At 71.3% G+C, this 25,613-nt stretch carries 20 protein-coding genes and 1 pseudogene; 10 read left to right on the top strand and 11 right to left on the bottom strand.

All coding sequences use genetic code 11. The annotated features are described in order from the left end of the window. Positions 1 to 678: 678 nt before the first annotated feature. The 3 genes from VG276_19520 (at position 679) to VG276_19510 (ending at position 2,377) form a co-directional block, all read left to right on the top strand. The gene (locus VG276_19520; GenBank protein HEV8651522.1) at positions 679 to 1,149 is read left to right on the top strand and encodes a helix-turn-helix transcriptional regulator; all 471 of its coding nucleotides are present in this window, start codon (positions 679 to 681) and stop codon (positions 1,147 to 1,149) included. Between the two features lie 5 nt (positions 1,150 to 1,154). Next, positions 1,155 to 2,072 (top strand): transcriptional regulator, encoded by a 918-nt coding sequence (locus tag VG276_19515; GenBank protein ID HEV8651521.1) that lies wholly within the window; start codon positions 1,155 to 1,157, stop codon positions 2,070 to 2,072. A gap of 134 nt (positions 2,073 to 2,206) precedes the next feature. Continuing rightward, positions 2,207 to 2,377, top strand: coding sequence for a hypothetical protein (locus VG276_19510; protein ID HEV8651520.1), 171 nt, complete (start codon positions 2,207 to 2,209; stop codon positions 2,375 to 2,377). 129 nt (positions 2,378 to 2,506) lie between these two features. On the opposite strand, the gene VG276_19505 is transcribed toward VG276_19510, so the two are convergent. Next, complete coding sequence (locus VG276_19505) at positions 2,507 to 3,016, bottom strand: MarR family winged helix-turn-helix transcriptional regulator (GenBank protein ID HEV8651519.1); 510 nt, start codon at positions 3,014 to 3,016, stop codon at positions 2,507 to 2,509. A gap of 178 nt (positions 3,017 to 3,194) precedes the next feature. Between VG276_19505 and VG276_19500 the strand changes: the two genes are divergently transcribed. Next, positions 3,195 to 3,425 carry a hypothetical protein gene (locus VG276_19500; GenBank protein ID HEV8651518.1) on the top strand — a complete coding sequence of 77 codons (231 nt, stop codon included), beginning with the start codon at positions 3,195 to 3,197 and terminating at the stop codon, positions 3,423 to 3,425. Positions 3,426 to 3,546: 121 nt separating this feature from the next. Here VG276_19500 and nrfD read toward each other — a convergent pair whose 3' ends face one another. The 4 genes from nrfD to VG276_19480 all read right to left on the bottom strand — a co-directional run bounded on the left by nrfD (position 3,547) and on the right by VG276_19480 (position 9,451). Next, complete coding sequence (nrfD, locus tag VG276_19495) at positions 3,547 to 4,509, bottom strand: NrfD/PsrC family molybdoenzyme membrane anchor subunit (protein HEV8651517.1); 963 nt, start codon at positions 4,507 to 4,509, stop codon at positions 3,547 to 3,549. After that, positions 4,506 to 5,444 (bottom strand): 4Fe-4S dicluster domain-containing protein, encoded by a 939-nt coding sequence (locus VG276_19490; GenBank protein ID HEV8651516.1) that lies wholly within the window; start codon positions 5,442 to 5,444, stop codon positions 4,506 to 4,508. Before VG276_19490 ends, nrfD begins: the two co-directional genes overlap by 4 nt. Then, positions 5,441 to 8,659 carry a formate dehydrogenase gene (gene fdh / locus VG276_19485; protein ID HEV8651515.1) on the bottom strand — a complete coding sequence of 1,073 codons (3,219 nt, stop codon included), beginning with the start codon at positions 8,657 to 8,659 and terminating at the stop codon, positions 5,441 to 5,443. The genes VG276_19490 and fdh overlap by 4 nt, the downstream gene beginning before the upstream one ends. A gap of 141 nt (positions 8,660 to 8,800) precedes the next feature. Then, on the bottom strand, positions 8,801 to 9,451 hold the full coding sequence (locus tag VG276_19480) for a nitroreductase family protein (protein ID HEV8651514.1): 651 nt from the start codon (positions 9,449 to 9,451) through the stop codon (positions 8,801 to 8,803). A gap of 205 nt (positions 9,452 to 9,656) precedes the next feature. Between VG276_19480 and VG276_19475 the strand changes: the two genes are divergently transcribed. The 5 genes and pseudogenes from VG276_19475 to VG276_19455 all read left to right on the top strand — a co-directional run bounded on the left by VG276_19475 (position 9,657) and on the right by VG276_19455 (position 17,297). Then, positions 9,657 to 11,402 carry an ABC transporter substrate-binding protein gene (locus VG276_19475; GenBank protein HEV8651513.1) on the top strand — a complete coding sequence of 582 codons (1,746 nt, stop codon included), beginning with the start codon at positions 9,657 to 9,659 and terminating at the stop codon, positions 11,400 to 11,402. A 539-nt stretch (positions 11,403 to 11,941) separates the two neighbouring features. Then, a pseudogene (locus VG276_19470) lies at positions 11,942 to 13,192 on the top strand (MFS transporter). A gap of 75 nt (positions 13,193 to 13,267) precedes the next feature. Further along, complete coding sequence (locus VG276_19465) at positions 13,268 to 14,809, top strand: NAD(P)-binding domain-containing protein (protein HEV8651512.1); 1,542 nt, start codon at positions 13,268 to 13,270, stop codon at positions 14,807 to 14,809. Positions 14,810 to 14,814: 5 nt separating this feature from the next. Next, positions 14,815 to 15,858, top strand: coding sequence for an alpha-hydroxy acid oxidase (locus VG276_19460; GenBank protein HEV8651511.1), 1,044 nt, complete (start codon positions 14,815 to 14,817; stop codon positions 15,856 to 15,858). A 17-nt stretch (positions 15,859 to 15,875) separates the two neighbouring features. Continuing rightward, on the top strand, positions 15,876 to 17,297 hold the full coding sequence (locus VG276_19455; GenBank protein HEV8651510.1) for a cytochrome P450: 1,422 nt from the start codon (positions 15,876 to 15,878) through the stop codon (positions 17,295 to 17,297). Between the two features lie 60 nt (positions 17,298 to 17,357). On the opposite strand, the gene VG276_19450 is transcribed toward VG276_19455, so the two are convergent. The 5 genes from VG276_19450 to VG276_19430 form a co-directional block, all read right to left on the bottom strand. Beyond that, positions 17,358 to 17,840 carry a GNAT family N-acetyltransferase gene (locus VG276_19450; protein ID HEV8651509.1) on the bottom strand — a complete coding sequence of 161 codons (483 nt, stop codon included), beginning with the start codon at positions 17,838 to 17,840 and terminating at the stop codon, positions 17,358 to 17,360. A gap of 436 nt (positions 17,841 to 18,276) precedes the next feature. Then, the gene (locus VG276_19445; protein ID HEV8651508.1) at positions 18,277 to 19,395 is read right to left on the bottom strand and encodes a low temperature requirement protein A; all 1,119 of its coding nucleotides are present in this window, start codon (positions 19,393 to 19,395) and stop codon (positions 18,277 to 18,279) included. A gap of 179 nt (positions 19,396 to 19,574) precedes the next feature. Beyond that, positions 19,575 to 19,703, bottom strand: a complete 129-nt coding sequence (locus VG276_19440; protein ID HEV8651507.1) for a hypothetical protein — start codon at positions 19,701 to 19,703, stop codon at positions 19,575 to 19,577. A 320-nt stretch (positions 19,704 to 20,023) separates the two neighbouring features. After that, positions 20,024 to 20,521 carry a pyridoxamine 5'-phosphate oxidase family protein gene (locus tag VG276_19435; GenBank protein HEV8651506.1) on the bottom strand — a complete coding sequence of 166 codons (498 nt, stop codon included), beginning with the start codon at positions 20,519 to 20,521 and terminating at the stop codon, positions 20,024 to 20,026. A gap of 154 nt (positions 20,522 to 20,675) precedes the next feature. Next, positions 20,676 to 21,953 (bottom strand): hypothetical protein, encoded by a 1,278-nt coding sequence (locus VG276_19430; GenBank protein ID HEV8651505.1) that lies wholly within the window; start codon positions 21,951 to 21,953, stop codon positions 20,676 to 20,678. Positions 21,954 to 22,054: 101 nt separating this feature from the next. Here VG276_19430 and VG276_19425 point away from each other — a divergent pair, with 101 nt between their 5' ends. Beyond that, positions 22,055 to 23,497 carry a citrate synthase gene (locus VG276_19425; GenBank protein ID HEV8651504.1) on the top strand — a complete coding sequence of 481 codons (1,443 nt, stop codon included), beginning with the start codon at positions 22,055 to 22,057 and terminating at the stop codon, positions 23,495 to 23,497. Here the strand turns inward: VG276_19425 and VG276_19420 are convergent. Then, the gene (locus VG276_19420; protein HEV8651503.1) at positions 23,467 to 25,599 is read right to left on the bottom strand and encodes an AAA family ATPase; all 2,133 of its coding nucleotides are present in this window, start codon (positions 25,597 to 25,599) and stop codon (positions 23,467 to 23,469) included. The two genes, VG276_19425 and VG276_19420, sit on opposite strands and share 31 nt — an antisense overlap. Between the last annotated feature and the right edge of the window lie 14 nt (positions 25,600 to 25,613).

The following is a 25,613-nucleotide window of genomic DNA, read 5'->3' as shown; positions in this document are numbered from 1 at the left end:
GCAGACATGCTCGCCTCGCTCAGGCGTGCCCTCCTGGCCGCCGAATATCGCCATGGTCACCCTGACCAGCACAGCCTCGACCTATTCCCAGACGTGCTGCTCAGCCAGCACAACCCCGCCGCATAACCCCGAAACACGAGTCAGTGGGGAAGGCCGGCATCCGGGCTTCCAGTGGAGCCTCCACCGAGATAGGGGTCCGCCGCCGACGCTCGCTAGAGTATGACCTACCTACCAGACACGCGCCGAGACTGATCTGGCATCTGTGGATAACCCTCTGGCCCAGGCGTGTTCGGAGAATGTACGGTTCCGCCTTGCCACCCATTTACCCTGCTCAGGATCAGCTTCCCCATGGTGGAGGGGGTGGGACTTGCATTGCTTGGTGCCGTTGCTCGTCTCGTGTGGCCCGCCAACTTCCGGGACGCCGGCGATGCTTGGGGCCTGGCTGGCCGCAGCCTACAATGGCTACAGGCGCAGATGAGGCGGATGGTACGTTGGATGCGAAGGCCCACGCCCATGGTACGGCCGGGGGTATGGTCGGAACCCTCCGACATGCCGGAGGGTAATAGCCCGCCCCGGCGGCGGGCGGCAGCAGCCCGCTACTGCCGCTGCGGGACACGGCTCGCCCGCGACAACCCTGATGCCTTGTGCGCATCCTGTCGTAGACAGGCGCAGGAGGCCATGCTCCAGCCCCCGGAGATCTCGGCCGAGTACTGGCTCACCGATCAGATGCGTGACGCCCTCGCCAGCCGCCACCTCGGTCGCGTTGTCCGTGCCTGGCGGCATCACTGGTTCCATGGCCCCCGGCCGCTTGCCCAAGAACAGGTCGCCGGCTGGCTCGGGATTACCCAAACCCAGCTCAGCCGCATCGAGAACGGCCCCCCGGTCCGCGACCTCGACCGGCTCATCCACTGGGCCCGTATGCTGGCCATCCCACCCGAGTATCTGTGGTTCGACCTACCCGGTGAGCAGCCCACCATGCACGGGTCCGCGAACGCCCCGCCGCCCGAGCCCGGGGCGCTGCTGCCCGGTGGGGAGTGGACGCCAGCGTCAACCAGGCGGCTCCTGGAGGAGCTGGACAGCGCCGCGGCGGACGTGACGCCGGCCCTGGCCGCTCGCCTGGCGCACGAGTGGCTCATCCCCCACAGGTGATTGAGGTGCGCGCGGGCCGGCGCATCGGCGAGGAGCTACTCGGCAGGATCGAGCGGCGCGTGGAGTACCTGCGCCGCTTGGACGACTTCATCGGCGGCGGGGACTCATACCAGCTCGTCCGCCGCGAGCTGGAGGTGACCGCCCGCCTGCTCAAGGGCGCCGCCTACACCGAGACGCTGGGCAAGCGGCTCCTCAAAGCGGTCGGGGAACTGTCCCAGGTCGCCGGGTGGATCGCGGTGGACGCAGGTCAGCACGCCGCGGCCATCAGGCACTACGCGACCGGCATCCACGCCGCGCACGCGGCTGGTGACCCGACGCTCGCGGCCAACCTCGTCTCGCTGCTGAGCTACCTGTACGCCAACGCGGACAACCCGTACGAGGCCGTGCTGCTGGCCCACACCGCCGCCACGGGCACCGCTCGACGCGGGCCAGCGACTGCCCGGACACTGCTGGCCGAGCGGGTCGCCTGGGCGCACGCGCGCGCCGGCGAGCTCCGCCAGGCCGAGCGAGCACTCGGCGAGGCAGACCACGCCTTTGAAGACCGCCGCCCCGAAGCTGAGCCCAGCTGGGCGTACTGGCTGGACCGTGACGAGATCGACGTGATGGCGGGACGCTGCTACACCGAGCTTGGCCAGCCACACCGCGCCGAGCCGCTCCTCCGAAGCGTCCTCGGCCGCTACGACGAGCGCCGCGCCCGCGAGGTCGCCCTGTACGTGAGCTGGCTCGCCCAAGGCTATGTCCAAGCCGGCGAGCTGGAGGAGGCCGCCCGGCAGGCTGTCCGGGCGCTGCTCGCCGCGGCGAGCATGAACACCGCGCGGGGCAACGAGCGGGTTCGGTTGCTTCGTCACCAACTTCAGCCACACCAGAGCGTGCCGGCCGTGCGCGACTTCGAGGCGCTGTATCTGGAGCTGGTCGGCCAGTAGCGCCGACCCGCCCGCGCCGATGCATGCCGCGCATACCGCCGATGCGTAGCCCGTCATAGCCGCCCGCCGGGGCCGGCCTGATCCTCCCTGCGAGCCCGAGAGGCCCGGTCCAGTCATCCAGGAGGGGAGGGGCGATGCGGACGCTCGACGTCCTGGCCGCGGTCGCGCTGCTGTGGATCGCGCTGGTCCCGCTGCTCTGGGTGGACTACCAAGCCGAGCAGGACCGGCAGCGGGAGGCGCGCCTGCGTCAGCTGGTCGACCATCCCCACGAGCCGGCCAGCGGCCTGGTCAGGCGGCCCGGATGAAAGGACCCTGGCGTCGGGTGCATCGCAGCCTCGACGTCAGGACGGGCGGGCCCGTGGAAGCGGGATCGACGGCGGCTCGGCCGGCGGCCGTCCCTCTCGCCAGCTCGTCGGTCGGCGCACACGAGCTGCTCAGCGCTGGTTGGGGTCGGGGTCGGCAGCTCCGGGGTGGACTCCTGCGGCAAGCCCCTGCTCGGTGGCGAGCCGGCTGAGCAGCGTGATGAGCTGCTCGCGCTCGGCGGGCTGCAGGCCGGTGCACAGCTGCTGCTCGTGCTCGAGGGACACCTCCATGATCTTGCCGAGCAGCCGCCGGCCGTCGCGGGTGAGGTGCAGGGTTCGCACGCGACGATCGTTGGGGTTGGGCCTTCGCCTGAGCAGGCCGCGCTCTTCGAGGCCGTCGACGAGCGCGACCATGCGGCTCGGCGGGATCCGCAGCGCCTCGCCGAACGCCTGCTGGGAGCGGCCCTCGTCGTCGGCGATATGGCGGAGCAGCATGACGTGGCGAGGATCGAGGCCAAGGGGAGCCAGCCGGCCCTTCCACAGGCGAGCCGAGTGGTACCCGAGCTGGGAGAGCAGGAAGGCGACGCCGGGGACGCGCCGCCGGGCGGCGGCTGGCGGAGTGGAGCTCGTACGCCTGGTCATGACCGCAACGGTAGCGCCTCAGAATCACTCTTGACTTGAACCGTTCCATCCGGAATGGTTCCGTTCTTGAAGTTTCCTGGGTGACCGACGCCCTGGCGCGGTCGCATGTCCGGCGCCCCTGGCCAAGGGGAGGCAGGCGTGTACACGATCGAGAACCTGTTCAGAGATCACCGGCCTGGTGCGGGTCGAGCAGATCAACGTCGGCTACGGCACCCTCTGGGTCGCGTGGGGCATCGCAGCGGTTGCCCTGTCCCTGGCCCTCGGGGCGACGCTGATCCGCGCGACCAACACCGAGCTGCGCCGGCTCGCCGCCGACGCTCCGCTCGACGACCCGCGATGGCCCAGGCTGCAGCGGCGGGCGGCGACCCTGTCCGGTATCAACCTGCTCCTGCTGCTCTCGGCCGTGTAGGCGATGGAATTCAAGCCGACCCTGTGACCACGGCGCCGATCAGCAGGCAAGCAGCAGGTGACCGGCCCACGCCAGGTCGTCTCCGGCAGGGCGCAAGCGGCCCGGTGCTGTCGAGCGCAAGTCAGCGCCGGGAGGGGACTCCCGCCCTGGCGTCCAGGCGGGCCCGCTGGGGCCCGACGACGTAGCTGGGGTCGCGGGCGGACTCGAAGCCGGCCTTGTGCACGGCCAGGCGCTGGCAGGCCGAGCCGAGCAGCAGCAGCGCCCCGCCGAGCACGGCCGCGGGGCGCCTGCGGCCGGCCAGGCCGAGCACGAGCGCACCGGCCCCGCTGGCGGCCCGGGCCAGGGTGGCGAAGCGCCGGGCCGGGGGCTTGTGGTAGGGCTCGGCCAGCTCGCCCAGCCGGCGCTCCATGACCTCGGCGGCGGCCAGCTCCAGCAGCGCGCCGCCCACGGCCAGGCGGCGGGCCGGGCCCGCCTCGGCGGTCGGGGTGAGGATGGCGGCGGCCCCGCCGGCCGCCGCGGCCGCGCTGCCCGCGAACACGAACGGCAGGTGCCGCCCTGCCTCGTGCCAGGCGGGCACGGCGGTGTCGGCCACCAGCACCGCGGTGTAGGTGGCCAGGGCCGGGCCGAGCGACCCGGCCACCACCTCGGCGGCCCGGCCGAGCCGGGGGAAGATGCCGAGCCTGTCGGCCACTGCCGCGCCCACCACCGACGGGCCCAGCGTGGTCAGGATCCAGGTGCCGACGCTCATCGGGGAGGTCGGCCGCAGCACCCGCAGCATGTGGTGGAAGCGGGCCGGCCGCCCCAGGTCGAGGACGAGCAGGGGCAGGCTGGCCAGCACGCCGGTGGCCGACACGGCCAGGGCGTCGGAGGCCAGCCGCTGGTTGCCGGCCAGCCGGGCGGCCAGGGCGAGGCTGGCCGAGGCACCGGCCAGCCCGCCGGTGAAGTAGTACAGCGCGACCTCGTCGCTCCACACCGGCTGCTTGAGCACCGGGCGGCCGTAGTAGCTGCGGAACTCGGCCCTTGGCACCATCGACACCCCGGGCCGGTCCGGGTCGCGGCGGGGCGTGGGCGGCGCGGCCGTCACCGCCGGCCCCCGGCGAAGGCGGCGGCCAGGCCGGCGACCAGGGCCCCGGCGGCCAGGCCGGCCGCCTTCCAGAAGGCCGGCAGGTCGCGGGTGGTGGACACCGGGTCGGGCGGGAAGCCGTACACCTCGGGCTCGTCGAGCAGCAGGAAGAAGGCGCCGCCGCCGCCGACCCCGTCAGCCTCATCGCGCAGGTAGAGCTGGGCGCTGTCCACCCCGGCCCGGTGCAGCTCGTCCAGGCGCTCGTCGGCCCGGGCGTGGAGCTCGTCGACCTGCCCGAACTGGATCGACTTGGTCGGGCAGGCGTGCGCGCAGGCCGGCTCCAGGTCGTCGCGGAGCCGGTCGTAGCAGAGCGTGCACTTCCACGCCCGGCCGTCGTCCTCGCGCCGGTCGATGACCCCGAACGGGCAGGCGGGCACGCAGTACCCGCAGCCGTTGCAGATGTCCGGCTGGACCACGACCGTGCCGAACTCGGTGCGGAACAGGGCCCCGGTCGGGCAGACCTCCAGGCAGGCCGCTGACGAGCAGTGCTTGCACACGTCCGAGCTCATCAGCCAGCGGATCCCGTCGCGGGCCGGGCCGACCGCCTCGACCATCGAGCCGCCGCCGACCTCGGGCATCCCGCTGGTGGCACCCGCGGCCTGGTCCCCGGCGGCGCGCTCGGCCAGGGCGGCCAGGTCGAGGTCGGGCACGGGCACCGGCCTGGCCTGCTCGATGAAGGCCACGTGGCGCCAGGTGCTCGCCCCGAGCGCCATGGTGTTGTCGAGGGAGTTGCCGGTGAAGCTGAGCGGCCCGTCCTGGGGGAGCAGGTTCCACTCCTTGCAGGCGACCTCGCACGCCTTGCAGCCGATGCAGATCGAGGTGTCGGTGAAGAAGCCCATGCGGGGCCGGGCCTCGCCGTCGTAGCCACCCCCGAAGGTGGCCGGGCGCGCGCTCATCCCGTGCCTCCCCCGTCGCCCCGGGCCGCCAGCCGCCGGTACTCCTCGACCATCCTGGGCAGGTCCGGGCCCCGGGGCCGGCGCCCGGGCCGGATGTCGCAGGTGGACACCTTGCTCTCCTGGATCTGGACGTTGCTGTCGAGCACGACCGAGAACAGGTCGTTGGGCGAGTCCCCCACGGCCAGCCCCTTGGGGCCGAAGTGCCAGGGCAGGCCGACCTGGTGGACGACCCGGCCTTCGCCTCGCAGCGGCTGCATCCGCTTGGTCACCAGCACCTTGGCCTCGATCGCGCCGCGGGCGCTCACGATGGTGGCCCAGCCGCCGTGGCGCAGGCCTCGCTCGGCGGCCAGCTCCGGGCTGACCTCGCAGAACAGCTCGGGCTGGAGCTCGGCCAGGTAGGGCAGGGTCCGGCTCATGCCGCCGGCGGTGTGGTGCTCGGTGAGCCGGAAGCTGGTGACCACGAACGGGTAGGCGCCGGTCCCCGGCTCGCCGTGAGACGGGTGGTAGCGGTTGCCCGGCCGGTCGTACCGCTGCCGGGTCGGGTTGGCCTGCTGGCCGTAGAGCAGGTTGGCGTAGGGCGACTCGTGCGGCTCGTAGTGGGTGGGCAGCGGGCCGTCGACCAGCCCGTTGGGGCAGTAGAGCCAGCCCTTGCCGTCGGCCTGCATGACGAACGGGCTGTCCCCGGTCAGGGCCTTCTCGGCCTGGGCGTCCTCGGGCGGTTGGTAGCCGGGGGGCATGGTGGCCACGAAGTCGGGGTTGTCAAAGCCGGTCCAGCGGCCCTGCTCCTCGTCCCACCAGACGTAGCGCTTCCGCTCCGACCAGGGCCTGCCTTGCGGGTCGGCGCTGGCCCGGTTGTAGAGGATGCGGCGGTTGTAGGGCCAGGCCCAGCCCCACTCGGGCGCGACCCAGGTCTGCTCAGTGTGGGGTCTGCGCCTGGCCGCCTGGTTGATCCCGTCGGCGTGGCAGCCCGAGTAGATCCAGCAGCCGCACGAGGTGGACCCGTCCGCCTTCAGGTCGAGGTAGCCGGAGGCCGGCTTGCCGTCGGCGTCGAACCCGCCGATCTCGGCCAGGACCGCGTCGGCGCTCGGCTCGGCCAGCGTCCCTTCCAGCGGGTAGTCCCAGGTGAGGTCGAGGATGGGCCGGTCCTTGGGGTCGGTCGAGCCGGCCAGCCGCTCCCGGATGATGCGGCCCAGGTGGTAGCAGAACCACAGCTCCGAGCGGGCGTCGCCGGGCGGGTCGACCGCTTGGTGGTGCCACTGCAGCAGGCGCTGGGTGTTGGTGTACGACCCGTTCTTCTCGGTGTGGGTGGCGGCCGGGAGGAAGAAGACCTCGGTGCCGATCTCCTCGGTCGCCAGCTCCCCGGTCTCGATCTCCGGAGCGTCCTTCCAGAACGACGCCGACTCGGTCTCGACGAAGTCCCGGACGACCAGCCACTTCAGGTTGGCCATGGCCTTGCGGTTCAGGCCGCCGTTGACCGAGCCGACGGCCGGGTTCTGGCCGGGCAGGAGGAGCCCCTCGACCTCGCCGCCGAGCATCCTGAACACGATGGTGAACCACGAGTGGTCCCCGGTCAGCCTGGGCAGGTAGTGGAAGCAGAAGTCGTCGTCGGGGGTGGCCGCTTCCCCCCACCAGGCCTTGAGCAGGCTCACCATGTAGGCGTCGAGGCGCCCCCAGAAGCCGGCCGGCAGCCTGTGCTCCTCGAGCCAGTCGGCCATGTTCTCGTGCACCTCGGCGTGGGGCATGGGCAGGTACCCGGGCAGCAGGTTGTACAGGGTGGGAATGTCGGTCGAGCCCTGGATGGTGGCGTGCCCGCGCATGGCCATGACACCGCCGCCGGGCCGGCCGACGTTGCCGAGCAGCAGCTGGATGATGGAGGCGGTGCGGATGTACTGCACCCCGACGGTGTGCTGGGTCCAGCCCACGGCGTAGACGAAGGCGCTGGTCCGCTCGCGGCCGGAGTTCGCGCACAGCGCCTCGGCCACCTCGAGGAGCGACGCTCTGGGCACGCCGCACACCCGCTCGACCATCTCGGGGGTGTAGCGGCGGTAGTGGCGCTTGAGGATCTGGAACACGCAGCGGGGGTGCTCGAGGGTCGGGTCGGTCGCGGGCGGGCGTCCGGAGAAGAGCTTGGCCCCACCCGACCCGTACGACTCGGGCAGGGCCATCCTGCCCGCACGCGAGCCGGCACCGATGCCCACCTGCATCCCCTCGTACATCCAGCTGGACGGGTCGTACTCGCCCGTCTCCGGGTCGTAGCCGCTGAACAGCCCGTCGAGGTCCTCGGTGTCGGCGAACTCCTCGCGGATGATCACCGGCGCGTTGGTGTAGTGGACGACGTAGTCACGGAACTCGCGACCGCCCTCCAGGATCTGGTGCACGATCCCGCCCAGGAACGCGATGTCGGTGCCGGCCCGGATCGGGACGTAGGTGTGGGCGAGCGCGCTGGTGCGGGTGAACCGCGGGTCGACGTGGATGATCCTGGCGCCCCGGGCCTTGGCCTCCATGACCCACTGGAAGCCGACCGGGTGCGCCTCGGCCATGTTGGAGCCCTGGATCACGATGCAGTCGGCGTTCTGGAGGTCCTGCTGGAAGGTGGTGGCGCCGCCGCGGCCGAACGAGGTCCCGAGACCCGGGACGGTGGCGGAGTGTCACATGCGCGCCTGGTTCTCGATCTGGATCGCTCCGAGCGCGGTGAACAGCTTCTTGAGCAGGTAGTTCTCCTCGTTGTCGATGGTCGCCCCGCCGAGGCTCGACAGCCCCAGGGTGCGCTTGGTGACCAGCTTGCCCTGGCGCTCCTGCCAGGTGGCCTCGCGGGTGGCGATGAACCGGTCAGCGATCATCTCCATCGCCTGGTCGAGGTCGAGGTCCTCCCACTCGGTCCCGTAGGGTCGCCGGTAGCGGACCTTGGTGACCCGCGAGGGCGAGGTGACCAGCTGCTTGGTCGCCGCTCCCTTGGGGCAGAGCCGGCCGCGCGAGATGGGGCTCGCGTCGTCGCCCTCGATCTGGGTGACCGCGCCGTCCTTGACGTAGACCTTCTGGGCGCAGCCGACCGCGCAGTAGGGGCAGATCGACCCGACCACCTTGTCGGCCTGGCTGGTGCGGGGGGCGAGGGCGGCCGAGCGGGCCGACCGGGCCGACTCGCCCAGGCCGAGACGGTCCTGTCCGCGGAGCTGGCGAACCACGGGCCACGTCTCGAGCAGCCTGCGTAGGTCCACGGACTCCTCCTTCGTCGTGCCGGCGACCGGTCCGCCCGGGAGCGCGGGGCGCCTCCGACCAGGTATACCCCCGGGAGGGTCTCGTAGCCGTCGGCGGAGGTCGACGCGCTCGCCGTCCCGGAACCCCGCGGACACCAGGGGCTACCAGCCGCCGCGGTGGACGACCTCGCCGAGCGGGCGGCGCGAGCGGCGCCGGGGTGAGCCGCTGGGGCGGTCGTCGGTGGCCGGGTGGCCGAGCCCGACCACGCCGATCAGCCGGCGCTCCACGGGCACGCCGAGGTCGCGGAGCAGCCGCTCCTCGCCGTGGAACACGCCGAACAGCCAGCCGCCGATGCCGGCGTCGACCGCCGCCAGCAGCAGCAGCATGGCCGCCATGGCCGCGTCCAGGTCCCAGTAGGGCACCGGCCAGCCAGCCTCGACGTCCATGCCGAGACCGGCCTTGTCCGGCTCGGCGTAGCGGTCCAGGTAGGCCCGCTTGCCGGACAGGACCAGCACGAGCACCGGCGGGCCGGCGGACCGGTCCACCCGCCGGTCGAACCTCGGGTCGGCGGTCGTGCTCCAGAAGCGCTCGACCGCGCCCGGCTCGTCCAGCACCACCAGCTCGGTCCCCTGGGAGAACCCGGCCGAGGGCGCGTGCAGCGCGCTCTCCAGCACGCGGTCGAGCACCTCGGGCGGCAGCGGCCGCTGCTCGAAGCGGCGCACCATCCGGCGCCGGCGGACGGCGTCACCCAGCTCCAACGGGCCCTCCGATGCGGCACGGGTCTGGTCGAGGTCACGCCCAGTGTCCGTCACTCCTACACGTCCCGCACGCCCCGGGCGCCGGCTCCCACACCCCGAGCAGGCGGCTCCCACACCCCAAGCGGCCGGCTCCCACACCCGAGCGGTCGGCTCTCACGGGATCCGAATGGAATTCTCAGGGGCCTCTCATGCGGCGCGGCTGAGATGGCCGTGTTCTCGGGCGCCGCGGCGTGGCGGCGCGCCAGGAGGTGGTGGGAACGTGACACGGATACGACGGAGCAGAGCCGCGCAGGCCACCGTGCTACTGGCCACAGTCGCGCTGCTGGCGGGCGCCTGCGGTGGCGACGGAGGAGGAGGGGGTGGCAGCAGCGGCGGCGGCTCCGACGGCAAGCCCGTGCGGGGCGGCACCCTGCGGATCGTGAACGCCGCCGACGTCGACTACCTCGACACGGCCAACGGCTACTACACGGTCACCGCGGCCCTGCAGCGGACCTACGCGCGTGGGCTCTACTCGTTCGACATCACCAAGAAGGGCACCCCCGACGAGTTCACCCCGGTGCCCGACCTGTCCGACGGCCCGGCCGAAGTGTCGCCGGACAACAAGGTGTTCACGTTCAAGATCCGCAAGGGCGTGAAGTATGCCCCGCCGGTCAACCGGGAGGTCACCGCCGAGGACTTCGTCACCGCGGTCGAGCGCCTGTACGACAAGGCAACCCCGTCCGGCGGCCAGAGCTACGGCAACCTGATCAAGGGAGCCAAGGACTTCGGCGACGGCAAGGCCAAGACGATCTCGGGCATCGTGGCCAGCGGCGACACCCTCACGATCACCCTGGACAAGCCGGCCCCGGACTTCCTGTCCGTGCTGTTCCAGCCGTTCTTCGCGCCGGTGCCCAAGGAGTACGCGTCCAAGTACAAGGTGGGCAGCGACTACTCCAAGCACATGGTCGGCTCCGGCCCGTACACCCTCAAGGAGTACGTGCCCAACAAGTCGATCGAGCTGGTGCGCAACACCAACTGGGACCCGGCCACCGACCCGCTGCGCAAGGCGTGGGTCGAATCGATCACCGTCCGCGAGGGCCTCGAGAGCGACGCGATCCAGCAGCTCATCGAGCGCGGCGACGCCGACCTCTCCCTCGACACCCAGCCGCCCAACTCCCAGCTGCAGCGGCTGGCCACCGACCCGAAGCTCAAGCAGCAGTTCGCCGACCCGATCAGCGGCTGCATCCGCTACCTGTCGCTCGGGGCCAGCCCGAAGGCGGGGGCGATCTCGAACCTGAAGGTGCGCCAGGCCATCGAGTACGCCGTCGACAAGGTCGCCACCCAGCGGGCCAGGGGCGGCACGTTCGCCGGTGACCCGGCCTCCACGATCCTGACCCCGACCCTGCTCGGCTACCAGAAGTACGACCTCTACCCGACCCCGAACAACCAGGGCGACCCGGCCAAGGCCAAGCAGCTGCTGGCCGAGGCCGGCTACCCCAACGGGCTCACCCTCGGCTACGTGGGCGTGAACACCGGCGCGAGCAAGCAGGTCGACACCGTGGTGCAGGCGGCGCTGGCCCGGGTCGGGATCAAGCTGACGGTGCGCCAGCTCACCAACTCGGCGCACTACACCGACCAGCTCCAGATCCCGGCCAAGCGGCTCGAGCACCAGATCGGCAACGCCGGCTGGTGTCCGGACTTCGCAGGTGACGGGACCCGGTCGTTCATCGTGCCCAACTTCGACGGCCGCTCGATCCTGCCGTCGGGCAACCAGAACTACCCGGAGTACGACAACCCCGAGGTCAACTCGATGATCGACCAGGCCCTGGCCGAGCCCGACAAGGCCAAGCGAGGCGCGCTCTGGACGGCCATCGACAAGCGGATCATGCAGGACGCAGTCTGGGTGCCCTACATCTACGACAAGAGCCCGGCCTTCTGGTCGGAGAGGACCAAGAACTGGGCCTTCACGCCCTGGTACGCCCAGCCCGACCTGACCGCTCTCTGGCTCAACCCGAACACTCCGTAGCCGGCCCATGCGTGACCGGGACGCCTGAAGCAGGCAAGGCACGAGGGCACGGAGGGGCCGCCGTCTGGCGGCCCCTCGGCCGTCCCGGGCGGCCTGGCGGCCGGGCGCTTGCGGCAGCCGTCTGAGCAGTTCTTGCGGGCCAGCCGCGTCCCAGCAACCGTGTGATCCTTCGCGAATCCCCTGCCCGGTCATTCCCGTATAACCCTGTGAGGCTGTCCGCGACCTCAGGGGGCCCGCCCGATGATCGCTTTCGCTCATCGCCGAGCGTTCTGGTTCGGAATCGCCGCGGTGAGCGCGGGTGTGGTCCTGCATCTCCCCATGTACGTCGGTGCACGTGGCATGGGCTATCAGCTGGCCGGGATGCCGATGGATCCCTCGATGAAGGCGGGCATGGGCCTCATCGTCGTGGGCATCGCGTTGTCGGGGTATGGACTGGTGGCGCGGGGCGCCGGGCCTGTCCGGATCGGGTCGCCGGGGTGCGGGTGGCCGCGTTGGACGATGCCCCGATCCGGCGCGCCCACCTGGCGCTCCTCGCCGTCATGGCCGTCGCCGTGACCATCGACGTCATGAAGCCGACCACGCTGGCGTTCGTGGTGCCCGGCATGGCCCAGGAGTACGGCCTGAAGTCGCCGCTGAACCCGCAGGGTCAGGTGCCCGTGGCCTTGTTGCCGCTGTGCGCGCTCGTCGGAATGGTGCTCGGCTCCGCCGGATGGGGCTGGCTGGGTGACCGCATCGGCAGGCGGGCGTCGATCCTGCTCGCCGGCGTCATGTTCATCGCCACGTCCATCTGCGGCGCGATGCCCGCGTTCGGCTGGAACCTGTTCATGTGCTTCCTCATGGGCGCGGCGGTCGGCGGGATGCTGCCCATCGCGTTCGCCCTGCTGGCCGAGATCATCCCCGCCCGGCACCGCAGCTGGCTGATGGTGCTGATCGGTGGCGACGTGGCGGGGGCGTACGTCGTCACGAGCCTCCTTGCCTCCACGCTGGAGCCGCGGTTCGGCTGGCGTGTCCTCTGGCTGATCGGGCTGCCGACGGGCGTGCTCCTCATCCTGCTCAACCGTTGGATTCCCGAGTCGCCCCGGTTCCTGCTCGCCTCCGGCCGCACCGCCGAGGCGGAGGCGGTGATGGCGCGCTTCGGCGCCCGCCTCGTGCGTGAGGATCCGGCGCCTCGCTCCGAGGAGGAGCCGGGCCGGTACGCGCAGCTTCTCCGAAGGCCGTTCGGCGGTCTGACGACCGCGGTCGCGCTCTTCGGCCTCGCCTGGGGCCTGGTGAACAGCAGGTTCCTGCTGTGGCTGCCCACCAACCTGCGCCAGCTGGGACTGGAGACCGGCGCGTCCGAGCGCCTGCTCGCCGGCGCCGCCATCATCGGGTTCCCCGCCGTGTTCGCGGTGGCGTTGCTGTATGGCTTCTGGAGCAGCAGGCGGACGATGATCGGCGTCGCCCTGCTCACCTCGGCCACGCTCCTCGCCTTCGTTGCGCTGGGGCGGCGGGTGGGAGACCACCCATACGTGCTCCAGGCGCTCATCGTGCTCCTGCTGGTGGGCACAAACTCCATCCTCGCCGTGCTGACGCCGTACAGCTCGGAGGTGTACCCGACACGCGTCCGAGCCCGGGGGACCGGCCTGGCGGGAGCCTGCGCTCGCGCGGGCGGGCTGCTGGGCGTGAGCGTCGTCGTGATCGGGCTGGCCCCACCCAGCCTGACCGGAGCCGCGGTGCTCGGTGCCATCCCGACCGCGCTCGCCGCCTCGGCAGTCGCCCGCTACGGGGTCGAGACCCGCCGTCGGCGGCTGGAGGAGATCACCGCGATTGAGCTGGCCGCTCGTGCGTCGCGGGACACCGCTCGTACCATGTCTGGAGGAAGACCCATGGACTATCTGGTGATCGGCGCGGGTCCAGCGGGGCTGCAGCTCGGGTACTTCCTGGAGCGAGCAGGACGCGACTACCTGATCCTTGAGGCCGGGCGGGCGCCAGGAACGTTCTTCAGCAGGTTCCCGCGGCACCGGCGTCTGATCTCGATCAACAAGCCGCACACCGGCTGGGACGACCCCGGGCTCAACCTGCGCATGGACTGGAATTCGCTGCTGTCTGACGACCCGCACCTGCTCTTCACCCGCTACACCGGCCGCTACCTCCCCGACGCCGACGACATGGTGCGGTATCTGGCCGATTTCGCCGGCGCTTTCCGCCTGCGCGTCCGCTACGGCACCCGGGTCGTCCGCGTCAACCGCGAGGACGGGGCCTTCCGCGTGACCGACGAGAACGGACGGGCCTATGCAGCGAGGCGGTTGGTCGTGGCGACCGGATTCTCGGCGCCGTACGTTCCACCGATCCCCGGTATCGAGACCGCGGAGCAGTACGGCACCGTCTCGGTGGATCCCGGTGACTTCGTGGACCAGCGGGTGCTGGTCATCGGCAAGGGCAATTCCGGGTTCGAGACCGCGGACAACCTGATCGAGACGGCGGCAGTGATCCACGTCGCGGGCCCGGAGTCCATCCGGATGGCGTGGCGGACCCACTACGTGGGGCATCTGCGCGCGGTCAACAACAACCTGCTCGATACCTATCAGCTCAAGTCGCAGAACGCGCTCCTCGACGGGACGATCCAGCGCATCGAACGCCGGGACGGCTCCTATCTGGTCACCGTGAGCTTCGCGCGGGCGAACGAGGTCACCAAGGACATCCCCTACGACCGGGTGATCGTGTGCACAGGCTTCCGGTTCGATCCTTCGATCTTCGATCCGGCCTGCCGTCCCGAGCTGGTCATCGATGACCGCTTTCCCGCGCAGACGCCCGAGTGGGAGTCGGTCAACGTCCCAGGGCTCTACTTCGCCGGGACGCTCATGCAGGTCCGCGACTTCAAGCGGTCGACAGGCGGGTTCATCCACGGCTTCCGTTACGGGATCCGGGCTCTGCACCGCATGCTGGAATGCAAGTACGACGGGGTGGAGTGGCCCCATCGGTGCCTCCCCGCCGAGCCACGGGCGCTGGCGGACGCCGTGATCACCCGGGTCAACCGGACCTCGGCCCTGTGGCAGCAGTTCGGCTTCCTCTGCGACCTGGTCACGCTCGACCCGGACAGGACCGCACGCCACTACGAGGAGCTGCCCGTTGACTACGTGCTGGCCAACTACACCGGCAACTACGTCACGGTCACGCTGGAATACGGCCCCGATCACGACCGGTTCGACCCGTTCGACATCTCGGTGGGCCGCATCGCCCAGTCCGATGCGGAGCTCGCGGCGAAGGGCCGCTACCTGCACCCGATCGTCCGGGCTTACCGGCTCGGGGAATTCGTCGCGGAGCACCACGTGACGGAGAACCTCGAGAACGAGTGGACCGACGAGACCGTGCACCGGGAACCGCTGCAAGCCTTCCTCGCCCGCGAGATGGGCCGGGTCCCTGCCTGAGTGCCATGGAATCCCTTTCGTTGCGGGAGATCGAGGAGGAGGCGCGCCGCCGCCTCGACCCCGCCGTCTACGACTTTTTCGCGGGCGGCGCTGGGGACGAGGTCACGGTGCGGGCGAACGAGGCTGCATTCGCCCAGATCGGCCTGGTGCCACGCGTGCTGCGCGGCAGCCGGACACGGGAACTGGGTGTCACCCTGCTGGGCCGCCGCGCAGCCCTGCCCGTCATCGTCGCGCCGACCGCGTTCCACCGGCTCGCCCATCCCGGCGGTGAGCTGGCAACCGCGCGGGCCGCGGCGAAGGCCGGCGTGATCATGGTCGTCAGCATGGCGTCGACGGTCGCGATCGAGGAGCTCGTCGAGACCGGCGCCGACCTGTGGTTCCAGCTCTACGTCCAGCCCGACCTCGGCTTCACCGAGCGTCTCGTCCGGCGTGCCGAGGCGGTGGGCTGCGCGGCGTTGGTGGTGTCCGTGGACTCGCCGGTGTTCGGCCGCCGCGAGCGGGACCTGCGCAACGGCTTCCTCGATCTGCCACCCGGGATGGCCTGCGCCCACATGGACGGACGGTCCATCGCCTTCCGGTCCGATCTGTCGTGGGACCACATCGACTGGCTGCGGTCGGTCACCGCGCTGCCGATCGTGCTCAAGGGCGTCGTCCACCCGCAGGACGCGCGGCTCGCGGTTGACCGCGGCATCGACGCGCTCGCCGTCTCGAACCACGGCGGACGCCAGCTCGACACCGTGCCGGCCACGATCGAGCTGCTGCCACAGGTCGCCGACGCCGTCGTAGGGGCCGTTCCGCTGCTGCTCGACGGCGGGGTCCGACGCGGCACCGATGTCCTCAAGGCCTTGGCGCTCGGCGCGGACGCCGTCGCGATCGGGCGTCCCATCCTCTGGGGGCTCGCGGTGGACGGCGAAGACGGCATCGCGCGGGTGCTGGACATGCTCCGTACCGAGTTCGACCTTGCTCTGGCCCTGTGCGGCTGCCGCTCGCCGCGCGACGTGAGCCCCGATCTCATCTGGAGGAAGCCGTGCCAGCGGTGCTCGTTCTGATCACGTGCATGCTCTTGATGGCGAGCCTCCCATTGTGGCTGCCGAAGGGGATCGTCGCGCTGCGCATGCGCGTCTTCGCCCACAGCAACGGCGACGAGGGGATTCCCATCCCCGGCGACCTCGTCGACGCCGACCACTTCAAGGAGGTCTACTCCCACCCGGCGGCGAACGGGCGCAGCCGGGGCGCCGGCCTGTCGGACCTGTTCTGGTACTGGCTGTCACCGGGTGCCGAGATCCATCAGGAGCATCTCGAGCCGGGGGACCGCTACGAGGAGATCGCCCGCACCACCCGGCGCATCCTCGCCGTGCCTCGCACCGAAGCCGAGACGTTGGCGGCGCGATGCTCGGCTCAGGCGCTCGGCAGGATCCGCGGTGCCCGGCTCGTACGGCTCCGCGACCTCATGATGCCAGTATGGGCCGAGTTCTACTACGAGGTCGTCTTCGGGGAGCGATGCCCGCCCCAGGCACGCGCGCTCATCGTCGGCAACGCCGACGACGTCGTGACTGCGCTCAATAGCTGCGGGCTGCGGCACATGGACCGGCGGGACCGTCTGACCCGGTTTCTCATCGACCGGCTCGAAGCCGGCGGCCTGCCCCACGAGCTTCCCTCGGGCCTGTCGACCCGGGAGCGCGCCCTCTACCTGCAGGGCACATTCTTCAACACCGCGATCGTGCAGACGTCCGAGGCCATGGCCCACCTGCTCATGGTCCTGGCACAGCACCCCGAGACACAGGCCCGGGCCTTGCGCGACGACCGCTACCTTGACCAGGTCATCGAGGAGACGTTCCGCCTCTACCCGCTCTTCGGGGTCGCCCACCGCATCACGACCGGGGAGATCGCCGCGAGCGATGGCGTCACCCTCCCGGCGGGTTCGGTGCTGTGCTTCAACTACCCTGCGTTCCAGCGCGTGGGCTTCGACGACCCTGACCGCTTCGACCCCTCGCGGTGGGAGACGCTTTCCGCACGGGATGCCAACCACATCCCGTTCGGCGTCGCCTCCAACCGCCCGTGTCCGGCGTGGCGGCTGGCACCGATCACCATGCGCGTTGCGGCGCGCGAGACGCTGCGGCGCTTCGTGTTGTACTCGTCGGCGTCGCACACCCGCTCGATGCCGAACCGCGGGCCGTGCCTGCTTGTGCCGCGGGACGGACCACACGGTCCCTGCCTCGCGCCGCCAACGACGTTTGCGCAACGCCGAGACGACCGCCCTGATCGCCTGTCGCGAACCGTGCGTCATGGCGTTGCGCAAACGTCGTTGGCCTACATCTGGCTCCGTGATAGATGGGAGGGCCTCGTGCGCAGCGTCGTCCAGCTCATCCTCGGAACGTACATGGTGTGGGACGCACGGCGGCAGCGTTTGTGCCAACGCCATTTCGAAGCGCAGGAGCGGGATTCCGGAGCTGCCGAACACCTGCCCGTGGTCGCTGACGGGCGGTGACGGCACCGGCCACACAGGACCGGACCGTGACCATGACCCGTACCGCTGGCCGGTGGAGTCTCAGAGCGGCCGGGCCATGAATATCCCGACACGCGTCGGGTCGGAGGCCATTGACCGGCGTTCCCCCGTCGGGACGAACCCGAGGCTCCGGTAGAGCGCCTTGGCTGCCCTGTTGTTCTCGGCGACCGCAAGCTCGAGCCGGACGGCACCCCGTTCCCGCGCCCAGTCAGCCCGCGCTACCACCAGCCGTCGCGCGAGCCCCCGCCCGCGCGCGTTTGGGGCGACCCACAGCCACCAAAGACTCACTGTGTCGCTCTTGTCCGGATGCACGAACGCGCCCGCCATGCCGAGCCAGTCACCGTCCTCCACGGCCACGAGCACGACCTTGTCCTCGCTCGTCGCCCAGTCCTCCCAGTACGACAGCGGCAGGCTCTCCTCGTTCTCCAGCGACGCGAAATATGCGTACGGCGCATCACCAAGCGCACGAAGCCGCAGCTCCCGCAGGCCGGCCGCCTCGCCGCGCCTTACCGGTCTGATCTCCATGTCTTGACCCCGGATCACCGAAGACGTTTGCTCCATTGGTACTACGGCGGCGATCGCGCGCGGGATTCCGCATCGGTGAGGGGGATTGCCAAGCTCCGCCGCGAGGCGCTCGGGGTGAGCGGTGGCTGAGGGACTGGAGTGCGCCAAGGCCCGGGAGCTGTTCCCGGAGCTTGCCGCCGGCGTGGTCCAATGTCCCGATAATGACCGTCAACTTCGGTTGAGCACCCAGCGCCAGAACACAACAAGACCGCGATGAGGCGGCTGAGCCGCCCACAGCGATTGCAGGTGTCAGCGGACTCCGGCCGCGGTCGAGCAGGTCGCTGATGACAACTGGACTCCTCGAGCAGCAGGCGCTGCGGCCACTGCCACACGCTGGCGCGCTGCCAGTCGCTCAGCCGCCGCCAGCTTGTGTCAGGTGGTCGCCGGCGCGGGGTGGTCAGATGGTCGCCGACGCGGGCTGGTCCGCCGGCCGCGTGCGGGAGTCCGACGCGGCCACGGCGGCCACGACCAGGGTTGCCGCGGTGGCAAGGACCAGCGGCGACACGACCAGCCCCAGCGGTGCCAGGATCGCCAACGCGAGGATCGCGAGCAGGCGGGGGACCGACAGCACGCCGAACACCGCCCGCTTGAACAGGACATGCCCGGCCAGGAACAACGCCGGGCCGGCCAGGACGGTCGCGATGGTCGCCACGCTCGCGTGCCCACTCGGGTGGGTGATCGTCAGCTCGTCGCCGACGGCGGTGACGATGATGCCGGCCGCCATCAGCACATGGCAGTAGGTGTAGGCCGACCGGCCCAGCCGCCCCGGGTCGGACGACCCCGCGATCACCTGGCTGGCGGCCTCGGCACTGCGGTCGAAGTAGACCCACCACAGCGCCACGCTGCCGAGGAAGGCCACCACGAACGCGGCGACGGTCGCCGCAGAGAACGGCAGCTCCCCGAACGTGGCGCCGGTGACCAGCAGCGACTCGCCCAGCGCGATGATGATGAACAGCTGACAGCGCTCTGCCATGTGCCAGCCGGCGATCGTCCAGTCCGTCGTCTGCGAACGCCCCAGGCCCGGGGTGAAGAACCCGCACACCGGCCCGGTGAGGTCCACCACCACGGCCGCCAGCCACAGCGCCTCCCGCGCTGTCCCGTGTCCAAGACCACCGGCCAGCCACAGCACCGCGGCGGCCACCAGCCAGACGAGGATCCGCTGGAAGTTGCGGCGCAACCCCGGTTCCTCGCGCAGCGCCGCGACCACGAACAGCGTCCGGCCGACCTGCATCGCCGCGTACGCTCCGGCGAACAGCAGGCCGCGCTCGCCGAACGCCTCCGCCAGGGTCGCCGACATGAGCAGGCTGGCCAGCATCACCCCGACCAGCACCAGCCGCACCATCCGCCGGTCAGGGTCGAACCAGTTGGTGAACCAGGCGTTGTAGATCCACGCCACCCATACCGCCAGCAACAGCAGCGCCGTCTGCGCGGCGCCACGCACGCTGAGATGTTCGAGCAGCAGGTGCGACAGCTGCGTCACCGCCAGCACGTACACCAGGTCGAAGAACAGCTCCATGGAGGTGACCCGCTGCGCACCGCCGTCATGAGCCCGCAGCAGCCCACCAAGACCAGCACCCCGCCTCACCGACCCCACCTGCCCTCCCGCCGGACCGGCCGTCTCGGTTCCGTGATCATGCCAGCACCCAACGGTGACTATCGTTACCGACTTCGCAGTCGAAGGGGTCGCCTCTCAGCTCAGCCGAGACGGAAGATCTTCACGATCAGTGGGGTGTCGGCGATCGTGTGGGACGCGATGGCGTGAGCGGAGTACCGGCGGCGGGAGTACAGGTAGGGCGCCCAGACCCCCACCTCGAGCGGCGTCACCGGCTCGGGTGCCCCTGAGGTTCGCGCTATGTGGAAGCGGAGACGGACGCTGCTTGGTGGGCGAAGGTTGCCAGCAGCCGGACCGCGAGCAGCGCCACCCACCCCCAGCCCAGCACGATGGCGGCGCGCTGGAACAGCCCGCCCAGCTCGGTGAGGGCGTTGACCTGCTGGGAGAACGAGGTCAGCGCCGCTGCTCACCCGCAGCCTACCCCGTTCGAGCAGCGAGCTACTCGCCGGCTCCCGCGTCCCCCTTTCACCGCCTCCACTTTCGCCACGTCTGTGGTTCGCCATCGATGTTCTCCTTCGCTCCCGCGAGCGGTTCAGCTCTCGAACTGCCAGCGCATGGCGCCGTACGGCCCGGCGGTGGCAACGCCGACCGCCGCTACGGGCGTGACGACGTAGAGGTTCCAGGGCGGCGGTCCGGCGCTCGGCGCGCTGTACTCGGCGGTGATGGCGCCGTCGCTCACGCGCGCCGGCCACCCCTGGGCCGCGTAGCGCTCCGCGATGTGCTGGAGCGTGGCTTCGTCGGTCACCTTGGCCGCCGTGCCCTCGATGACGAGGTCGAGGTTCGGGAGCGCCACCGAGACGACGCAGTTCGGGTTCTCGGCCAGGTTCCGGCTCTTGCGCGTCCCATGGCCACTCGTGAAGTAGAACTTCCCGTCGATCCACAACGCGCCCACCCCTGCGACGTGCGGCCGCCCGTCGGGGCCCACCGTGGCCAGCCAGTACGTCTTCGCGGAGCCAGCCTCCAGCTGGTCGAGCGCGCGCGACCAAGGAATCGGCTCGGCACCGTAGATGTCGAGGTTCTTCTGGTTCATCTCGTTGCTCCGATGCTCGTGTTGCCTATTCGGGCCCGCCGCTGCTCCGGACCATCGGTCCGTGGGTGAACACCTCGCCGAGCCCGCCGGCGTCGTCGGCACGTTCCGCCCCAGCGTTTATCCCCGTCATGTGGCCATCGGTTGGTTCATGACGTCAGGACAGATACCCGGGGTAGAGCAGGGCCAGCTCCCCGGGATGGGCGGCGAGCAGGCGCAGCTCGTCGTCGGTGAGGGGGCGGCCGGTGGCCGCGTTGGTGAGCTGCACGAGCTTGAACACCAGCTCCTCGTGGTCGCCGGCCACCTCGACGCCGAGGGCTTCCATCACGTGCCGGAACCCGGCCCGGCCGCCGTACTCGCCGGTCAGCACGACCCGGCCCTCGCGCTGGGCGTGGTCGTGGGGGAACGGCCCGAGCGTCTCGTCGTCGTACAGCTCGTAGTTGTGGCGGTCCTTGAGCGCGCCGTCGGCGTGGATCCCCGACTCGTGGGCGAACGCGTTGCGGCCCACGCCCGGCTGCCCGATCGGCAGCGGCTGGCCGAACGCGTAGCTGGCCCACAGGCCGAACCGCCGCGCCCAGCCGAGGTCGAGGCCGTCGCCTAGCTCCGCCTGATCGGCCCCCTCGCCCGAGGCGCGCGAGGCCCCCTCGCCCGAAGCCCGCGAGGCCAGGCCGAAGCCGTGCCGGAAGGCGAGGATGCAGGAGAGGAGGTCGGCGTTGCCGGCCCGCTCGCCGATGCCGTTGACGCAGGTGTTGACCCAGGCGTCCTGGCCGGCGTCGAGGTCGCCGAGCGCGCCGGAGACCGAGTTGGCCACGGCCATGCCGAGGTCGTTGTGGCAGTGCGTCTCGACCGGGATGCCGACGTCGGCGGCCAGGCGGGCGAAGCGCTCGCGGATGTGGGCGGGGGTCTCGCCCCCGATCGTGTCGCAGTAGCGGATGCGGTCGGCCCCGGCGTCCCTGGCCGCGTGGGCGAACTCGGCCAGGTAGCCGTCGTCGGTTCGGGAGCCGTCTTCGGCGTTCACGCCCAGAGTCTCGACCCCGGCCGCCTTGGCCGCCGCTGTGGCCTTGACCATCTCGCGGATGACCGCGGCCCGGTCCAGGCGGCCCTTGAACTTGTTGGCGATCATCTGGTCCGAGGTGGAGATCGACAGGTTCATGTGCCTGAGGCCGAGCGGAGCGGCCGCATCGACGTCCTCGGGCACGGCCCTGGCCCACCCGGACAGGCGCAGGCCGCCGAACGCGCCCGCCTCCGCCAGGGCGAGGTTCGCCCTGATGTAGGGCACCTCGTGGAACAGGGCCGGGAAGCCCAGCTCGGACTGGGTCACGCCGAGCTTGCCGAGGTAGAAGTTCACCATCGTCTTGCCGAACTTCGACAGGTTGACGCGCGCCGTCTGGACGCCGTCGCGGTTGGTGACGTCGAGGAAGTGGATACGCGGCATGGTCCAGCTCCAGCGGTTCGGTCGAGCTTGTGTGGATGCTGCCAGCGCAGGTAGGGTTCGTCAATATTGATCATGTAATCAATGTCATTGCGGGAGGCCCAATGAGCGAGGCGGTGCCCGCGACTCGCCGGCTGACCAGCGCCGAGGCCGCGACCCGCCGGCTGACCAGCGCCGAGGCCGCGGCGCGGCTCGGAGTCAAGCCCGAGACGCTCTACGCCTACGTCAGCCGCGGGCTGCTGCGCAGCAGGCGGGAGGCGGGCGGGCGGACCAGCTCGTTCGACCCCGACGAGGTCGATCAGCTCGCCCGCCGGGGCCGACGGCGCGAGCCTCACGGGGCGCCCGCCGTGGTGGTCGAGTCGGCGCTCACCGCGATCCAGCACGGGACGCTGTGGTACCGGGGCCTCGACGCCTTGGCCCTCGCCCGCTCGCACAGCTTCGAGGAGGTCGCCTCCTGGTTGTGGACCAGCCGGTTCGAGGGGGCTGCGGCCTCGGGCTGGCGGGCCGATCCCGGCGCGGTGGCCGTGGCAGCTGCGTGCCAGGCGGGACTCCCCTCGGGCACCCTGCCCCTCGACCGCCTCCGGGTCGTCGCGGCCGCGCTGGCCGCCACCGACGAGCTGCGCTTCGAGCTGCACCCGGCCGCCGTGGTCACGACCGGCCAGGCGCTGCTGGCCGGGCTGGTCCACGCCCTTCCCCTGGCTGGTGCGGCCGTCGGCGCGCGCGAGCCGGGCCTGGAGGGGCGCGTCGCGGCGCGGCTGTGGCGGCGGCTCTGCCCGTCGGACCCGGTCCCCGGCATGGTGGAGGTGCTCGATGCCGCGCTCGTGCTCCTGGCCGACCACGAGCTCGCTGCCTCGACGCTCGCGGCCAGGGTGGCCGCGTCGGTACGGGCCGACCCGTACGCGGTCGTGCTCGCGGGCCTGGGGGTCGTGAGCGGCGCCCAGCACGGCGGCGCGTCGCTCGCGGTCGAGGCGATGCTGGCCGGGATCGAGGGGCCGGCCGAGGCGGCCCGGGTGGTCGGCGACCGGCTGCGGCGGGGCGAAGGGGTGCCCGGGCTCGGGCACCCCTTGTACCCCCACGGAGACCCGCGCGCGGCCCTGCTGTTCGAGCGGATCCGTGCGCTGGCCCCCGCATCCGGCTTGCCGGAAGCGCGCGAGGCCGCGCCGCCCGAAGCGGGCCACGCCGCGCCGCCCGAAGCGGGCCACGCCACGCCGCCCGAAGCGGGCGAGGCCGGCCGGCTCGCTGTGGTGGAGGCCGTCCTCGCCGCGGTGGGGCGCCGCCGGCTGCCGCCGCCGAACGCCGACTTCGCGCTGGCCGCGCTCGCCCACGTGACCGGGATGACCCGGGGCGCCGGCGAGGCGGTGTTCGCCGTCGCGCGGACGGCCGGCTGGCTGGCCCACGCACTCGAGGAGTACGAGCGGGGCACTCCGATCCGGCCCCGGGCCACCTACGTCGGCCCGCTACCGCCGCCAGGCCGCCGTCTACCAACCGCGCAGGATCAGGCAGGATCAGGCAAGGGTCAGGAGGTGCTGCCGTGGCCCCCGGGGTAGGGAGGCTCGAGCCACCTGCCCGTCGCGCCCCGGGTCTCGGGGGCTGGCGGGGCCGACGCAGCCGGCGGGGCCGACGCAGCCGGGGCGGCAGGCTCCTCGGGCGCCAGGGGCTCAGGTGCCACGGGCCCGAGCGCCAGGCGCTCGGGCCCGCGCGGCTCAGGCGCCAAGGGCTCGGGCCGGTTGGCGAGCAGCTCCGGGGAGCGGCGGGCCGGCAGCGGGGTGGCCAACTCGGCCTCGGCCTGGCGGAGCACCTCGACGATCTCGTCGCCGATGAGCTCCTCCCGGTCGATCAGGGCGTCCCTGAGCGCCTCGACGAGGGTGCGGTTCCGGTCGAGCTGGTCCTTGACCGACGCCTTGGCCTCGTGGAGGAGCCGGTCGACCTTGTCCTTGCCATCGGAGTCGGACAGCACCCGGGCGACCATGTTGCGGTCGTTGAGGCCCTCTTCCATCGCCACGTAGGAGACGAGCGAGTCGGTCATGCCCAGGGCGCCCACCATCTGGGCGGCAATGCTGGTGGCGCCGACGAGGTCGCCGCCCGGGCCGGTGGTGGACTCCCCGAACCACAGCTCCTCGGCGGCCATGCCGGCGCACGAGATCCGCAGGAACGCCTGCAGCTCGGTCTTGGTGCGGGTCCAGCGCTCCTCGGTGTCGTTGTGGGCGAGCAGGCCGAGGGCGTCCTTGCGCTTGATGATGGAGAGGACCTCGAGCTTGCGGCCGACGCCCGACAGGTAGGCGGCGACCGCGTGGCCGGCCTCGTGGGTGGCCACCATCTCCTTCTCGAGCGGGGTGTAGGTGACCGGCTGCTTGAGCCCGATCTCCTCGGAGAGCTTGGCCTGGTTCACGTCGACCCAGCGCATCGCGTCGCGGCCCGACCGCAGCGCCCACACCAGGGCCTCGTCGAGCAGGTGCTCGATCATCACCGGGGTGTAGCCGAAGGTGAGGTGGGCCAGCTCCTCGCGCCGGGCGGGGTCGTCCAGTTCCCCGTGGTGGGCCTTCTTGTCGAGGAAGTAGTCGACCAGCTCCCGGCGGCCGTCCTTGTTGGGCAGGTCGAAATAGAGCTTGCGGTCGAACCGGCCCGGACGCAGCAGCGCCGGGTCGAGCGCGTCGGCCCGGTTGGTGGCCGCGATCACGAGGATGTTGTTGTACTTGAGGGAGCGCTTGCGGAGCTGGTGGTCCAGTGGCAGGTAGCCGTTGACCCAGTCGATGACCTTGCCCCACGCCCGCTCGCCGAGCGGCGGGGTGTCGAAGCTCTGGAGCTGGATCAGCAGCTCGTTCACGACCCCGCCGGTGCCCGAGGCGATGGACGGCTCGACCCGGCGGCCCAGGACCGGCCAGGCGGTGGCCGGAGAGACGCCCATGCCTTCCACGCTGCCCCTGGTCCCGCCGATGGCATCGATCTCCTCGATGAACCCGATCGCGCCGCCTTCCTCGCGGGCGATCTTGCGCAGCGCCTTGAAATAGGAGCGGATCTTGCGCGCGGTCATGCCGTACCACATCGACTGGAAACTGGTGGCCGAGACGAACAGGAAGGGCACGCCGGCGTGCCTGGCCATTGCCTTGGCCATATGCGTCTTGCCGGTGCCCGGCCGGCCCTCGAACAGGATCCCGCGGCGCGGGTTGCCGCCGAGCCGGTCGCGGAACGTCGCATAACCGAGGAACAGGTTGAGCGTCTTGACGATCTCGTCCCGGAGAGGATCGAGCCCCTTGACGTCGTCCAGGCTGACCTGGATCTGCTCGGGCCGGTAGAGAAGGTGCGGCGAGCGGCTCTGGCCCGCCATGGGCAGCAGCATCACGAGCCCGACCAGCAGCACCAGCAGCACCAGTGGCAGCCAGAGGGCGACGTCAGGGCCGAGGTCGAGGCCGGACAGCGGGTTGAGGGACTGGTGGGTCAGCACCCGGTACCAGGCGAAGGCGCAGGCCAGCCAGAGGACGACCGCGACCCGGACGAGGCGCCGCTGCCTGCGGCGCTCCCGCGCGTGGCCGACGTCGATGTCCGCGGCGCGCAGGACGGCGTCCCCACCGAGCATGCTGTTGACGCTGCGCAACGCGGGGACCAGCTTGTCGCGCCGGCCCGCCTGCGCGGAGAGCTGTCGTCTGCCCACGTCGCCTCCCGATC

The organism is Actinomycetes bacterium, from assembly GCA_036000965.1.
Taxonomy (GTDB): domain Bacteria; phylum Actinomycetota; class CALGFH01; order CALGFH01; family CALGFH01; genus DASYUT01.
This window is presented reverse-complemented; position numbering and strand designations above follow the sequence as displayed.

Bases quoted from the DNA above. Each gene is read 5' to 3' on its own strand.
- VG276_19505 (HEV8651519.1), bottom strand. From the start codon at position 3,016: ATGACCAGGCGTACGAGCTCCACTCCGCCAGCCGCCGCCCGGCGGCGC.
- VG276_19430 (HEV8651505.1), bottom strand. From the start codon at position 21,953: ATGCCGCGTATCCACTTCCTCGACGTCACCAACCGCGACGGCGTCCAG.
- VG276_19450 (HEV8651509.1), bottom strand. From the start codon at position 17,840: ATGGAGATCAGACCGGTAAGGCGCGGCGAGGCGGCCGGCCTGCGGGAG.
- VG276_19425 (HEV8651504.1), top strand. From the start codon at position 22,055: ATGAGCGAGGCGGTGCCCGCGACTCGCCGGCTGACCAGCGCCGAGGCC.
- VG276_19490 (HEV8651516.1), bottom strand. From the start codon at position 5,444: ATGAGCGCGCGCCCGGCCACCTTCGGGGGTGGCTACGACGGCGAGGCC.
- VG276_19455 (HEV8651510.1), top strand. From the start codon at position 15,876: ATGGCGAGCCTCCCATTGTGGCTGCCGAAGGGGATCGTCGCGCTGCGC.
- VG276_19460 (HEV8651511.1), top strand. From the start codon at position 14,815: ATGGAATCCCTTTCGTTGCGGGAGATCGAGGAGGAGGCGCGCCGCCGC.
- VG276_19520 (HEV8651522.1), top strand. From the start codon at position 679: ATGCTCCAGCCCCCGGAGATCTCGGCCGAGTACTGGCTCACCGATCAG.
- VG276_19510 (HEV8651520.1), top strand. From the start codon at position 2,207: ATGCGGACGCTCGACGTCCTGGCCGCGGTCGCGCTGCTGTGGATCGCG.
- VG276_19435 (HEV8651506.1), bottom strand. From the start codon at position 20,521: ATGAACCAGAAGAACCTCGACATCTACGGTGCCGAGCCGATTCCTTGG.
- VG276_19465 (HEV8651512.1), top strand. From the start codon at position 13,268: ATGGACTATCTGGTGATCGGCGCGGGTCCAGCGGGGCTGCAGCTCGGG.
- VG276_19445 (HEV8651508.1), bottom strand. From the start codon at position 19,395: ATGGAGCTGTTCTTCGACCTGGTGTACGTGCTGGCGGTGACGCAGCTG.